Origin of the sequence: Chryseobacterium lathyri, from assembly GCF_003290185.1 — a bacterium.
Classification (GTDB): Bacteria; Bacteroidota; Bacteroidia; order Flavobacteriales; family Weeksellaceae; genus Chryseobacterium; species Chryseobacterium lathyri.
In genome coordinates this window covers 1-14,261 of the sequence record NZ_QNFY01000004.1, presented here as the reverse complement: position 1 = coordinate 14,261, position 14,261 = coordinate 1, and the positions used below count along the sequence as shown (strand labels likewise).

At 32.2% G+C, this 14,261-nt stretch carries 11 protein-coding genes; 8 read left to right on the top strand and 3 right to left on the bottom strand.

Going from position 1 to position 14,261, the window contains the following annotated elements; genetic code table 11:
- Positions 1–50: 50 nt before the first annotated feature.
- Positions 51–602: a glycine zipper domain-containing protein gene (locus tag DRF61_RS06080; protein WP_111955113.1), complete on the bottom strand. Its 552-nt coding sequence runs from the start codon at positions 600–602 to the stop codon at positions 51–53.
- Between the two features lie 238 nt (positions 603–840).
- On the opposite strand from DRF61_RS06080, the gene DRF61_RS06075 reads away from it, so the two are divergent.
- Entirely contained in the window at positions 841–1,287 is a 447-nt protein-coding gene (locus tag DRF61_RS06075) for a hypothetical protein (RefSeq protein WP_111955626.1), read from the top strand.
- Positions 1,288–1,429: 142 nt separating this feature from the next.
- Here DRF61_RS06075 and DRF61_RS06070 read toward each other — a convergent pair whose 3' ends face one another.
- Positions 1,430–2,257, bottom strand: coding sequence for a glycosyltransferase family 2 protein (locus DRF61_RS06070; protein ID WP_228452677.1), 828 nt, complete (start codon positions 2,255–2,257; stop codon positions 1,430–1,432).
- Positions 2,258–3,090: 833 nt separating this feature from the next.
- Here DRF61_RS06070 and DRF61_RS06065 point away from each other — a divergent pair.
- Entirely contained in the window at positions 3,091–4,542 is a 1,452-nt protein-coding gene (locus tag DRF61_RS06065) for a serine hydrolase (RefSeq protein WP_111955109.1), read from the top strand.
- Between the two features lie 43 nt (positions 4,543–4,585).
- On the opposite strand, the gene DRF61_RS06060 is transcribed toward DRF61_RS06065, so the two are convergent.
- Positions 4,586–4,825, bottom strand: coding sequence for a hypothetical protein (locus DRF61_RS06060; RefSeq protein ID WP_111955107.1), 240 nt, complete (start codon positions 4,823–4,825; stop codon positions 4,586–4,588).
- 1,039 nt (positions 4,826–5,864) lie between these two features.
- Between DRF61_RS06060 and DRF61_RS06050 the strand changes: the two genes are divergently transcribed.
- The 6 genes from DRF61_RS06050 (at position 5,865) to DRF61_RS06025 (ending at position 14,214) form a co-directional block, all read left to right on the top strand.
- The gene (locus DRF61_RS06050; RefSeq protein WP_111955103.1) at positions 5,865–7,157 is read left to right on the top strand and encodes a tyrosine-type recombinase/integrase; all 1,293 of its coding nucleotides are present in this window, start codon (positions 5,865–5,867) and stop codon (positions 7,155–7,157) included.
- 579 nt (positions 7,158–7,736) lie between these two features.
- Positions 7,737–8,675 (top strand): hypothetical protein, encoded by a 939-nt coding sequence (locus DRF61_RS06045; protein ID WP_111955101.1) that lies wholly within the window; start codon positions 7,737–7,739, stop codon positions 8,673–8,675.
- A 103-nt stretch (positions 8,676–8,778) separates the two neighbouring features.
- Positions 8,779–9,063 (top strand): helix-turn-helix domain-containing protein, encoded by a 285-nt coding sequence (locus DRF61_RS06040; protein ID WP_111955624.1) that lies wholly within the window; start codon positions 8,779–8,781, stop codon positions 9,061–9,063.
- A 101-nt stretch (positions 9,064–9,164) separates the two neighbouring features.
- The gene (locus tag DRF61_RS06035; RefSeq protein WP_111955099.1) at positions 9,165–9,917 is read left to right on the top strand and encodes a hypothetical protein; all 753 of its coding nucleotides are present in this window, start codon (positions 9,165–9,167) and stop codon (positions 9,915–9,917) included.
- Between the two features lie 865 nt (positions 9,918–10,782).
- Complete coding sequence (locus tag DRF61_RS06030; RefSeq protein ID WP_111955097.1) at positions 10,783–11,514, top strand: hypothetical protein; 732 nt, start codon at positions 10,783–10,785, stop codon at positions 11,512–11,514.
- A gap of 1,119 nt (positions 11,515–12,633) precedes the next feature.
- On the top strand, positions 12,634–14,214 hold the full coding sequence (locus DRF61_RS06025; RefSeq protein ID WP_111955095.1) for a T9SS type A sorting domain-containing protein: 1,581 nt from the start codon (positions 12,634–12,636) through the stop codon (positions 14,212–14,214).
- The last annotated feature ends 47 nt before the right edge of the window (positions 14,215–14,261 follow it).

The window sequence follows — 14,261 nt, the reverse complement described above, 5'->3', positions numbered from 1 at the left end:
AAGATTGCTTAAAAATAAGCAATCTTTAAATGTTATCGTGAAAATATTAATTAACGTGGTTGAACCCTTCCGTCTTTTCTGTCTCCAGCCCTACCAATCGTATAACCGGTTGCACCACCTACTACACCACCAATCACGGCTCCAAGACCTCTGTTTTTCTTAGCAACAATGGCTCCTACTGCGGCGCCACCTACAGCCCCAATAGCGGTTCCTTTGGCTGCTTTACTCCATCCTTTCTTTTGAGTGGCAGTGGTTCCTTGGGAAGAACTGCTTCCATTATCTGCATAGTTTCCGCCTCCTGAATTAGAGTTTGATCCTCTGTCTCTATATACTGTTCTGGTTTCTCTTATGATCTGAGGCTTTGAATTATTGGCTGCAGCTGCCTGAGATTTTTTACTTTCAGCAATGCTGTCTGCCTTTTTCTGTGCTTCATACACTATTTTTTCTTTCTCGATAGCCAGCTTTTGCTTTTCTATTTCAAGCTGTCTTGCCTGAAATTCAAGTTTCTGCTCTTCCAGAGATTTTTCAGCTGTCCTTTCGTCCTTTTTGCAGGCTGTCAGTAAAAAGACTGATAAAAAACCTGCTAATACTATCTTTTTCATAATTCAAATTTTAATAAGTAGTCTTCGCCAGACGGCAGTGACTTCCTATTTATTTTCAATTATGAAGCCAAAATTTAGTTAAGAAATGTTAAAGTGATAATTTTTTTGATAAAACTGAAAATATTTTCAGGTTGCTTTAGCTTATTGAACGGTGCATGGATGTAATTTTAAGTTCATTAAAAGTTTTTATTCAATTCATATGAATTGGTTACTTTTGGAAGAACCAAATTACTTTATTATGAAAATGACAATTTTTAAAACAATGGCTTTTGTGGCCTTGGCTGTTACGGCTTTATCATGTTCAAACAATGATATGATATCTGATGTTCAGACCCAGACACATTCTGAAACCTCTAAACAGGCTTCAAAGACTCAAACTTATAAGCTAAGATTCGGTATTGTCAACCTGGATGGTACGAAGTCCCTTTCAGGAAATTACGATGTAGGAAGCTTCCTGGCTGAGAATACGGTTACAGGGGAAGTTTATGACACGTATTATGGGGGCGGTTTCCAGGCTCTTCCAGCATATAATGAGGGAATTCCGGCAGGAACGTATACTTTTTCGGCTATGCAGGGACAAGGCGGTTGGGCCGGTTATGGTTCCGTAACAGGGACTGTATCGGACGCTCAGGTAGATGCAGACGGGTATATTACTGTGTATATTCCTATGACCTGGGCTGAGTAGTTCAGGTAAATATTAGATCTACTTTATAAAATTCTCATTTGAGGATTTTTAATTTGTGTTTTTGAGCCTCCTGAACCGGAGGCTATTTTTTTATGCTGAAATAATATTAAATAAAAAGCTCCTCATTTCTGAGAAGCTGCTATTATATGTTGAAAGTTACTTTTACTTTATTGATAAGCCTGTGGAGTTTGTAGGTCTGATAGTTCAGAAGCTCGTAGATCTCCTGTGAATTGGTATATATTTCCGGGACTATTTTATTGTTAATTGTTCTGATTCCCCTTCTTTTCATGGTGTCATGAATCACTTTGGCAAAGGATTCTTTTGCTCCCTGTTTGAAGCTCTGCTGAGAAATACCGTTAGAGTGGAGACGGTAAAGATAAAGGGGTTCCTTAATATATTTTACACTGCCATGCTCCAGAATCTTCAGGTACAGATCCTGGTCTACGGCGCTTTTTAGGTTGGGGTTGATGCCTGAAGTTTTAAGGTAAGTTTCTTTTTTAAAAGTGAAGAAATGGGCAAACTGGGTAGGACAGTTGAAAAAATATCTGCTGTTGTAGATTTGTTTTGTTCCTCCAAATATTCTGTCAGGAATAAGGTTTTCATTACAGAGCATCATTTGGGAATAAGCTGCTACAATGTCATCTTCATTAAATTCATTTATGGTTTTTTCTAAAGCATCTGTATATAAGGCATCATCCGGGTCCAGGTAGGCGCATAATTCCCCTGTTGCATATTTCATGCATTTTCTTTTGGTATATCCACATCCCCGGTTGGATGTATTGTGATAGATGCTGAAGCGCGGGTCCTGTTTTATAATAGCTTCAATTATTTCTACGGAATCGTCTGTAGAAGCATCGTCAATAATTATAACTTCCCAGTTTTCGTAGGTTTGAGTGATTAACGAATTATAGCAGTCTCTAAAGTACTTACCGTTATTATAATTGGCTATAAGTATAGAGAATTTTATCACGATTTAATGAGTTAAGTTTTTTTGTAAAAGTAGAAAAATACTTTTTTAAAAAATATATCTTAAATCATATTGTATTGATATTTTTTTTACTATTTTACGATACTATATTTTGTTATAATTATTTATATGTAATGATTGTATAATTTATTTTTATGGATTACATCGGCTTTACCTATGTTAACTGACCAGGGGGTATACTTGTTGAAAGAATAATTAAAAAACATTTATGACTGAACTCATAAAATGAGAAGAGAGAAGGCATTACCTTTAAGACATAGAATTATATAATAATTTTCTTAATTAGATTATAAAATTTTTTTCATCATTTGTGTTTTTTTAGGCCTCCACTAGGAGGCTTTTTTATTTTTCTTATGTTATGGATCAGAATGCCAAACATGATATTAATCATAATTATGTTGATTATAGAACTTATTTTATATCCGCTGTTATCTTACTATTATGCTGTAATCCCTTATTTTTAGGGAGCTTTTTATGTTTCGTTCATTTAAAATAGTATAGAAAAATCATCATTATACAGAAGAAAATATTTTTAAAAGTATTACAACTTTGGCACGATTTTTCAATATATGAAGCAACTCATGTTTAATTTGAGTTTTCATGGTTATTAGTTTTTATCCCCGAAGCAATTCGGGGATTTTTTTTGCGTTATATTTTATTGTGCGTTTAAAGAGCCATCAAATTTGCCGATATTTCATTGAAATATAGAGTGGTTAATCTTTATTATCGGGTTATTATTTAAGTATTCATGTTAAATTATTGAAAGGAGGTAATAGATTTGGGTTTCAGTTGTTTTATATATATAAAATTAAATCATGAAAATTTATCTTCTCATTGTATCATTGCTAATTTCATTATCATCTTTTGCTCAAAACGTAAGTTCTGCAGTAGATGAAATCATTCATCGGGAAATGAAAACAAGACGCATCCCGGGTGCCCAGATTGCAGTCGTCCAAAACGGTAAAATTGTTTTAAGTAAATCTTATGGAGTTGCAAACATACAGGATCAGGTTGCTGTAAAAAGTAATACTATTTTTCCGATTAATTCCAATACAAAGATTTTTACGGGGGTTGCCATTATGCAGCTTATTGAACAAGGAAAGGTAAAATTGGATGCGCCTGTCGGTACTTATCTGGATAATTTACCTTTAGAATGGCAAAAAATAACAGTCGATCAGTTACTGACCCATATTTCCGGATTGCCTGATATGTTAAAACTTTTTGATCCTGTGACGGGAAATATAGGACCGCTAAAAACGGAGGAAGCCATTTTTGAAAAACTTAAAGCCACTCCTTTGGAATTTAAAACAGGAGAGCAATTCAGTTATAACCAGACTAATTATTATGTATTGGGTAAAATTATTGAAAAGATTACGAATAAATCATTTGCTGATTTCTTTGAAGAAAAACAATTTAAAGCAGCTCGTTTAAAACATACCCTGTTTGGAGATTCAAGAGATGTAATTCCTCATTATGCCCCCAGCTACAGCTACAGGACTTTTTTCGATGGTAAAAAAATAAATCAGGACAGGTTAGCGACTAATTATTATGAATTTCCTGATTTTAGCCGCACAAGCGCGGGACTTAACAGTACATCTGAAGATATGGCGAATTGGATTATTGCCTTGCAGAACGGTAAATTATTACAAAAGCCATCAACATTGGATATGATGTGGTCACCGGGCAAATTCAATAACGGAACACCTACAGATTGGACACGCGGCTGGGGAATTGCAAAACTTCGGAAAAATCATAGGGCAGTTGGGATGTCCGGAGGAAACAGATCTGTTTTACTTATATACCCTGATGATCACTTGGCTGTAATTGTATTAACCAATTTAGGAGGAAGCTCTCCTGAAGATTTCATAGAAGAAATTGCAGGATGCTATATTCCGAACATTATTAAAGCAGACCCACTAACGTATCTTAGAAAAAACCTGCAAAAAATCGGATTTGAAAATGCAATAGACTTTGTAAAGAAAGAGAAAGCCCAAAATCCTGATTTCAATCCAAAGGAATTTGAGCTTAACAATTGGGCCTACCGCATGCTAACCACCAATCAAAAGAAAGAAGCTCTGAATATTTTTAAGCTCAACGTATATTTATTTCCTGACAGCTGGAATGTTTATGACAGCTATGGTGAAATCCTGTTAAAAACAGGTGATACAAATAAAGCGATTGAAATGTATAAAAAATCTATAGATTTAAACCCAGATAATGAGAATGGAAAAAAGATTTTGGAACAGATTCAAAATCCTAAAAATTAAATTATAGTTTTAACAACAGTGTTTCAGTTATAAGCAACAGCTATTATATGCTGAACAGCAAAATATCCACGCCTTTAAAAGTAGTATTCGTATCTTTATATTCTACAGTGTTATCTGCGTTAAATTTGATGAAATAGCCTTTGTCATTGCTTGCGGTCATTTCTGGCTCATCAAGCCATCCATACTTATTAATTTGCCAAGTGCCTATTAGCTCTAGTGATTTGAGTAAAACTTTATCAATGGATAAAGAGGCAAAAAGTATGAGAGAAATAGTATCTGACATTCGAGTATATTTGTTAGGTAAAGATGAAAAGATTCCTCATAATATAATTGTAGTTTTTTCAGGTGAGTCTAAAAGAATAGTTAAGCCAAAAGTTTAACTTTTTTATATATAAAATACATATTATATAACCCTGCCAATCTGGTGGGGTTTTTTATGCTGCATATTTAGCAAATCATACGAAACGAAGGTTCGGAGTTACTTTTATTGCATGAAATTATTTTATAATATTTTATTTGATACAATAGTAAATTATATAATTGATTTTTATTGTATTACACCTGAGTCGAAAGTGGGTATTTGCGTAATTGTATACATAGTGACCGAATTTATGTGTCACTATGTTAAAATGGCTAAATTCCAAATAAAAGAAGATGAACATTTTAAAAAGTGGATTCATTCCAAATTTGAAAAAGGATGTCGTGCATGTGGTAGAATTTAAGTTTTTGTGGATAACTTTTTTAATTACGCGCACGCGCGAGGGTTTGATTAGATTTGTATATATACTAAGGTTTTTCTACAATCACTATACGCGTATGAAGGTTTATGTCGACTTTATTGATGTCTGTTCGCGTGTAAAGGAAATAATAATACAGTCAAAAGTTTATACGGCCTTTCCTGGAATAAAGCGTAGTCATAATTACTAAATCAGACCAATACGCGTACGCGCGAGGAAATATAAAAGACATTTGTTAAATTTTAGTTTAGATTATCAAAGTTAGGGTGATCTAACAAGAGATATGTCTTTGGAGTTTTTATTCTTATCGAACGTGATAAAATAACTATTTCTTATATTGTTGACACAAAATAAAAAACCTTTCTATAATTTACTGAAATTCAGTTTTATATAGAAAGGCTTGGAGGTACCTAGCGTACCCCAACTATAGCTTATTGTGGTATGATGTGAAATGAAATATTGTTTTAATTTATTGATTATTAATATTTTAATATTTCATTATATTTCAATGTATTTTATTAGATTGTATTTCTGTTGGAATTTTGTTGGAATAATTTGTATATTTGATTTGTCAAAATATTATAAATGGCTACTATTAAATTTCGTGTATTGCATAAGTCAGATAATGCTCAGATATACTTACGCTTTTCGTTAAGTAGAGAAAAGGTTTTTCAATCTAAAACAGGTAAAACCATTAACCCTGCATTTTGGAGTAGTAAAACATCCAGGCCAATTCAAAAGCTTCCAGAGTTTAAAAATTTAGCTTTAGAACTTAACGAGTTGGAAATTTTTATAATGAGAAGCTATAATTCGGATTATGCAAAAGGGGTTAATTTTAATAAAGAATGGTTAGAGGGGAAAATAAATTCTTTTTATAATCGGATTGATGAAAAAACTGATGACAGTGTCTTTTTAATCTACCTTACCAATTTTATAGATTTCAAAAAGAGCATTGCTTCCAATACTAATAGTACTATTGGAAAGTATAATAACTTAAAAGATAGATTTACAGATTATCAGAAAAAAATAAAGAAAAATTATTTGATTGAAGAAATCAGTGCTAAGGTTTTGTTGGATTTTAAAAATTACCTTGTTGTTGATTGCAATCTATTAGAAACTACTGCAACTAGATTTATTAAAAATTTTAAAACTGTAATTTTTGATGCAAGGAATAATGGTAAACAGATCAATCATCAAATAGCCGGATTTACTACTGGAACAACAAACAGTGAGCATAAAGTATTTCTTTCTTTAAATGAAATAGAAAAAATAAAGAGTATCAGTACTCTAAATTCTGATTGGAGTAAAGCTGCTGATTGGTTGGTATTAGGCTGTTATTTGGGGCAAAGAGCAAGCGATTTACTCAGAATGACGAAAAAAATGATTTACTCTAAAACAGATTTTGAGGGTAACCCTTTTAGATTTATAGAGATAACGCAACAAAAAACAGGAGAAAAAGTTGTTATCCCTTTGCATAATGAGGTTGAACTTATTTTAAGTAAATATAATGGAGACTTCCCGCCTGTATTTGCTAATAATCCTGCTTCTAATTCTGCACTATTTAACAGGCATATTAAAAAAGTTTGTGAATTAGCAGGTATCCATGAAATGATAAAAGGCAAAGTTTTTAATGAAATCACCAAGAAAAACGAAATAATAGAAACTGAAAAATGTAATCTTGTTTCTTCTCATGTTTGCAGACGCTCATTTGCTACCAATTTTTATGGGAATAAACTTTTTACTACACCTCAACTTATGAGTATTACAGGTCATAAAACAGAATCTATGTTTTTAAATTATATTGGTAGAACGGCTGATGATTGGGCGATGCAAACGGCAAAAACATTTAGAGAGATCGCACAGCAAAAAATATCTTAATTCCAAAACCAGCAGAATTAATTATCTGACAATGAAAAGAGAATAACAATAGATTACTCCCTTTCTTGTTCAAATCTTTTTAACAGTGGCAACCATTAACTTTCATTTTATTTTTCCTGGTTCCGAAAACTGATCTACAAATAAAATTATCATGCGACAATCTTTGTCCCATTTACCTTTTAATTTAGCCTTCCCAAATCACAAATCATGGAAATGAAATGAACAACAACAATTCCCCGAAGCATTGACCGCTAATGAGAATATTGTGAAGACATTTCTTGTCCCCTTCCTTCATGACAGTTGCCCAACTCTACCGTACGTTTACAATCTGGTAATAGAATTTCGGGTAGCTGCCTTCATGAAAATAATTTCACCTTACTGCCTTCGTACTTTACGTCAAATTATTCCAGTAAATTTTCATCTATAATTATATTATAGAATAAATTTGGTGTTGTTGGGGTTTATTTCTATGCAAAAATCAAACTGAAACATGTCAATAAAAAATTAAATATAATACGACATACTTTGTCGCTTTACTGAAGTAATTTTGTTTAAATTTCAAATAAATACATTTGGATTATGAAAAAGATATTCATTAAAAAATATACACGGACAAAGCTTAATAATTTATTAGGTATTGATAAATCATATGATATTCCTTTATATGATAACTATGAAAATTTTAAGAATGATTATATCACTAATCTGACAGAATATTTGAAACACAATCCTGATGATTCAGAAAATACATTTATAGGGCAAAACTTAATATGTAAATACGATAAATATAAAGTACATCCTTTAGAGTTTAAGTTTACATTATCTGAAAGAAAATATGGCACTTTTATTAACGTTCAATTTGATATTTCAAATTTGAGTAGTATTTTAAGAGAAGCAATAAATAATTATATTTTAGGTTGTTATAAAAGGAAAACTTTTTTATTTCCTGCTGACATGGTACAATGGGACGAAGTAGTTACATTCAAAGGAAATAAAGGAGAAGTAAATTATGAAAAACTCACAAATGAAGTTTTAAAAATACTTTTAAAACGTATGTTGAATATCAATTCAGAACTACTATTAATAGATTTTTCAAGAATATTTCTTCAAAATTATACATATATTGAAAGGGCATCCATTAAGTTCGATTATATTGGATTTATAAACAATGAATATATTGAGTGCCATAAAATAGCTCAGTTTTTACTGAAAAGAGTTGAAGAATTACAAAATGTTCAAAACAAAGAAAATACATATAAACTAAAAGCAAAATATTCTAATCCTCAAAAATTAGCTTTATTACAAGTACTAGGATTTTTTGAACTGCCTATATTTAAAAGTCTTTCTGAAACCAAAATAAATGAAATTACTGGAATTATTCTAGAAGCAGATCCAAAAGAATTTGTTTACAAAAATAGATTGAATATAAAATCTAAAGCTCCTAGTTATCAGATTGATAAATACACTGCTTTTCAATATTTGGATGAGATGAAAAGTTTTATTAATCAAACCATATAAAATATATTACCATATTGAATGGGAGTTAAATGGGAGTGTTTTTGCACTCCCTCAGTCTTTATTATGGATAATTTTGTTTCATAATAAAGATGAAATTTTAATTATGACAACGATTCAATTTATCGGAACCACACCGGATGATCTGATCCGGGAAATAAAGAAAGAAATTATCCCGGAACTCAAAGAGCAGCTCAAAGAGCAGTTCCAACCCAAAGAACCTACCAGCTACCTTACCCGTAATGAAGTATGTGAACTGCTTCATATTGATTTATCAACCCTTCATAGGTGGAGAAAGGATGGAACCCTGATTGCTTACGGGCTGGGAAACCGCATCTATTTCAAAAGAAATGAAATTGAAGAACTTTTAAACCAAAATAAGTTAAAATAGCTCATATGTTGAGGTAAAAAAAGGAATACGACAGGCAAAGGTAAATACGACACGTTTTGTCGTATTGTCGATTTAATTTCACCTATACAAAATTAAAGCGTATGGAAACTACACAGAAACCTGATGCCAAATATTTCAATTTTCCTGTTCAGCTTATGCAGAATATTTTAAAAGGAAATCAAAAGGCTAAAAAAGATTTTCTCACGAGCTTATTGTATTATTCTATTTACAGGCACTCTGTCCTTATTGAAGATTTGAATGAGTATGAAGAAACAGACGAGGAAAGATTTAAACGCTCCGCAGGATGGTTTGAAGTTACCATAGGGAGTCCCAAATATGCTTTATCCGAAGGAATGGCTTTAAGTGATAAATACCGAAACGCCAAAGTATTTGTAGGATTGAACACACATATTTTCTGGGATTTTTACAAAAATGACAAGACAGATTATCAGTGGGAATGTTTGTTTGCTTTTTTAGCCATTAAATCCATTATCGGAAAGAAGCAGTATGTAAAAACTAATAATCAGCTTCTTTATACCCGAATGGCAGGAAAGGAAAAAGTAAAGGAATATCAGGCATTAAAAGGATTTAGTTTTACAAGGTATCATTTAGACAAAATAAAAACAGAACTTCAGATTAATTGGGGATTACACTATTATTCGAGATATACCAAAGGATTTTATGCAGGTTTTGATATTGACCTGGAATCACTCATCTATGAAGCAGAGAAAAGAAAAGACAGCATGAAAATAGCATTGCTAAAAGAAGAGAAAAAAACAACGGTTAATACAGTTCTGGAGAGAATAAAAACTCAGCACCATTTCGACAGCTTAAAAAGAAAATCAGCACCTTAAAAAGAAATATGAAAATTTCAGCAACATTTTTTCAAAATCTTAACAAACTTTTTCAAAATATCAGCACCTTAAAAAAAATATTTAATAAAGATATTTAATAAAGATAAATAAAAAGATAATAAAAGATCGTGTTCGTTTTTTTTGAGAAAAACAAACCATCCTTATTTTTTTTAATTCAGTTTTCAGACATTTTTGTTTTTGGCTTTTATTCTTTCCGTAGAAACAGAATACAAAGCCGGAACCAAGGAAAAACGAATAAAAAATTATTGTTCAGTCCGAAAATAAAAAATCGGGTTGCGCGAAAATTAAAATAAATTCAGCCCAATTAAAATAAAGGTGTTTTTAGAGTGTTTCAAGTGTCGAATAATATATCATATAAACAAAGAAAGTTGATTTTTGGCATTAAATGAAGCCGTCTTGAAATAGTATTTATGGAGAAATTTAAAAAAGAATCATGAAGAATACAACTTTAAAATAACACAAAAAAATACTTTGAATATCAAAATTGAAATTTTCTGAAAGGGTTGCTTTAACAGGGCTTGAAACAAAATAAAGCAAATGAAGGTAAAAAACAAACTGAATTTCTTAATTAATGCAAACAGAAACGACATCAACATAGAATTAATGTATACAGAAACTACAGTTAATGTTTACAGTATACAAAAAATGACATCAAAAGATACTCACTCTGTATCAACCTCATGCAAAAAATATAAAGGTTTATGTTGGGTTAAAAATAAAATTAGATGTACTAAAAGATAGTATGAATGCTAAGTTTCTTTTGAAAAAACGAACAAAATGAACAAGCTAAAAGAAAAAACAAATGGGTTATTAGGAATAATCGCAAATTTTAAATTACCATACAATGAAAACATATAGAAAACAAAATACACCAAACAGCAAAGGTTTACAAAAGTTTACAGAATCAGAATCTATCATTAATATAGTCCTGTCTTTAGACAAAATTACTCCTGAAGATATAAAAAGGTTCACCACTGAGCAAAGGAATAATCTTTCTGAAGCTATCCAAAATCATTTCAATCAACTGCGGGGTGAAGAAAGGGACATCTTTTATGAAAAGATTGAAGCTATTATGGTAGATGATACCAAAAATCAAATGTGGGAGCAGAACCATATTAATATCATGTGGGCTATTACTTCCCATATCAAAGAAAATGGCAGGATGCCTACAAAAACCGAAATAGCAAGTAAAACAGAACTGAGCAGGCAAACAGTTCATAAGCATTTAACGGATTATAAAAACAGTTCCTACTATTCAGAATTTCAGGCACAGTTTCATATCATGCAGTCAAAAGTTATGACCACAGTTTTCCAGCATGCCATTAATGGTGATATGAAAGCTGCTAAATTATATCTGGAATGTATTGGAGCTTTGAAAAATACTTCATCCGGAAATAATCAAAATAATGTAAGCAACAATACTCTGATACAAAACCAGAATAATTTTATCCAGATAGGTGGAACGATATTAAACCAAGAGATCATCAAACAAATGAGCCCGGAACAGCTCGGCACTATTGAAGGGATTCTGAAAACAATCGAGGTGAAAGAGGCCGAAAAGGATAAACAAGTTTAATAAATACAGTTCTGTCAAAAAGAAAAATAGAGACACATATAATTCTCCCAACCTTTCTCATTCTTTTACAATTGTTATGTTAGTCTTCGGAATATTTTAAAATAACCGATTTTTCTTACTCGTAAAAAAGGGACTTATTTAATTTAATAAAGAGTGATTGAAATTAAATTTATAGACGTGAAAACTGATGTAAATAGTTTCTAAATCGACTTTTAAATTTGAAAATGTGCTGTGAGAATGATAAGGGCGCGATCATTTTTAAGTTTCCAAATAGTATTTATATTTTATCTGTTATTTAACTATACTTAAACTCTTACTGCGGAACTTATTATATATAAAGACTATTTAGATATTAATCTAAGTATTTAACAAAGCTCCGATATACTACTCCTTCAAGAATAAATGAAATACGGTTATATTCATTTGATGGTCTAATACAGTGTTTTCTACGATTCTTTTTTACTAAACATATAATAGCCCTGAACTGTTATTAATCCCCAAGCAAAAGTCTCAATAACTTTATTTCATGAGATAACGAAACAAAAATAATATGGCAAACCATAGAGAATCAACTATAACTAATACGATACTGTAATAAAAGTAGTTCTACTTTACTTGGAAAAAACTATATCAAAATATGGGGAAAATACGGATATGAACATTTATCTTTTATTCTAAAATATTTTTATCTTCGTAGCCATAATTTTAACGAACAAAGCGTAAGCTGTCACATTGGTATTAGAAAACTGCGAATCTTCTACGACAACCAATTTTGACAGACTTACGCCCGTGTATCTATATGGGCACGGGCGGGGTCTTTCTGGTTGTCGGGTTCTTCGCAGTACCTCTAATACGGATTGATCTTTGCTCCGTGCCTTTTGCATTTGTATTTAAATAATTTTCATATAATTTATTGATTAAATATAATGCGACAGGTATTGTCGCTGGACGGGAGTAGCTTTGTAACAGAATTAAATAATAATACTAAAGCCAACTTATGAACAAACATTATCTATCAGGCTAAAATAGCCACCGTAAAATCACTAATCAAAATATGGGGTTTTCCCCATCGAATTGATTACAAACTAATTTTAAATTCACACAAAATTTCAGATGCTAATGAAAAAAAATTACTTAAGCGTACTTATGTTGTATGCAGCTATTCCATTATGTGGCCAGCAGGTACTCTGGCAAAAAGACATTAAATCCAATACTCAGGATTTTCTAAGCCAGATCACTACAACCATTGACGGTCAATATTTAATTACAGGAAGCGGTATTCAGTCAGGTAGTAATTCACCTGCAACCTCTAACCTGAAATCTGCTATCTCGAAACAAAATAACGGCTACGATTTTCATGCGATAAAACTGAACCAGCAAGGAGAAGAAGTTTGGGAAAAATATTTCTCCGGGAATAATCATGACTATCTATCAGCAACTGTTACCACACAAGACGGCGGGTTTTTGCTCTCTGGTACCTCATATTCAGGAAAGGGTCTGGATAAAAAAGAAGATTCCAAAGGTGGATCTGATATTTGGCTGATACGACTTAATGAATTTGGAGACGAACTCTGGCAGAAAACTTTAGGATCAGCATCCGATGAAGAAGCAAGATCTGTTATTCAAACAACAGACTTAGGATTCTTTGTAGCTGGTAACGTTCAGAATTCAGCTAAGGGTTATGGTTCAAAAGATGTTTTGATTGTAAAACTCGATAAGGATGGAAAAGAGCTCTCTCAGTCTATTTTAGGAGGAAAAGGATTAGAGGAAGTAGAAAAAATGATTCCTACAAAAGATGGAGGTGCTTTGTTAGGGATCTACTCAAGAAGCACAACTGGTGGCTCAAAGAAAACCGAAAACTTTGGCGAAGGAGATTACTGGGTGATCAAGCTTGATAAAACGGGAAAAGCAGAATGGGAAAAGAATTTTGGGGGCAAAGCAGATGACCATTTAAGAACCTTAGCATTAGCTTCTTCTGGCTATTTAATTGGTGGAGAATCCAGATCCGAGAGATCAGGAAACAAAACCGCAGGAATAGAAGAAGGCACCGATCTATGGCTGATCTCCTTAAACGAAAGAGGTGAAGAAATCTGGCAGAAATCCTACAATTTCGGAAACCGGGATATTCTGATGGGAACGAGTGTAATCCAGAGTCAAGATTCAAGAGCTAAGAACCAAGATGTCACAAAAGGAATTCTTTTGGGAGGTTATACCCAGGCAGAAGGAAAAATTGAGACTGATGATGAAACTTTTTGGATGCTTTATTTAAATGCAGATGGCAATGAGCAATGGAGAAAACACGTAAAAGGAGAATCCAGGAAACGTGAGGAAAGACTCTCTGATATAAAATTGAATAGAGACGGTTCCATCATTCTGGCTGGAACTAGCGCAGAAGTACTGGGAAAAGAAAACTGGAAGATCATCAAGTTGGGTGACAAACAGCTTGATCAATTGATCGAAAAACAAGACATCAAAATCTATCCTAATCCTGTTTCAGATTATGCTTATGTAGAAATAGGCTCCCAATTTAAAGAAGCAGATATTATGCTGTATGATATGGGCGGAAGACAGCTTCAAAGTTTGAAAACTAAAAATAAAGTGACTAAGATCAATACCCAGAATTTGATTCAGGGGGCTTATCTGGTAACGATAAAAACAGATTTGGGAAAAACAGCTAATGCTAAACTGATAAAAAAATAAACATAAATAATGAAAAAAATCTACATGTGTCTTATAAGCCTGGTAGG

Bases quoted from the DNA above. Each gene is read 5' to 3' on its own strand.
- DRF61_RS06080 (WP_111955113.1), bottom strand. From the start codon at position 602: ATGAAAAAGATAGTATTAGCAGGTTTTTTATCAGTCTTTTTACTGACA.
- DRF61_RS06075 (WP_111955626.1), top strand. From the start codon at position 841: ATGAAAATGACAATTTTTAAAACAATGGCTTTTGTGGCCTTGGCTGTT.
- DRF61_RS06065 (WP_111955109.1), top strand. From the start codon at position 3,091: ATGAAAATTTATCTTCTCATTGTATCATTGCTAATTTCATTATCATCT.
- DRF61_RS06060 (WP_111955107.1), bottom strand. From the start codon at position 4,825: ATGTCAGATACTATTTCTCTCATACTTTTTGCCTCTTTATCCATTGAT.
- DRF61_RS06050 (WP_111955103.1), top strand. From the start codon at position 5,865: ATGGCTACTATTAAATTTCGTGTATTGCATAAGTCAGATAATGCTCAG.
- DRF61_RS06045 (WP_111955101.1), top strand. From the start codon at position 7,737: ATGAAAAAGATATTCATTAAAAAATATACACGGACAAAGCTTAATAAT.
- DRF61_RS06040 (WP_111955624.1), top strand. From the start codon at position 8,779: ATGACAACGATTCAATTTATCGGAACCACACCGGATGATCTGATCCGG.
- DRF61_RS06035 (WP_111955099.1), top strand. From the start codon at position 9,165: ATGGAAACTACACAGAAACCTGATGCCAAATATTTCAATTTTCCTGTT.
- DRF61_RS06030 (WP_111955097.1), top strand. From the start codon at position 10,783: ATGAAAACATATAGAAAACAAAATACACCAAACAGCAAAGGTTTACAA.
- DRF61_RS06025 (WP_111955095.1), top strand. From the start codon at position 12,634: ATGAAAAAAAATTACTTAAGCGTACTTATGTTGTATGCAGCTATTCCA.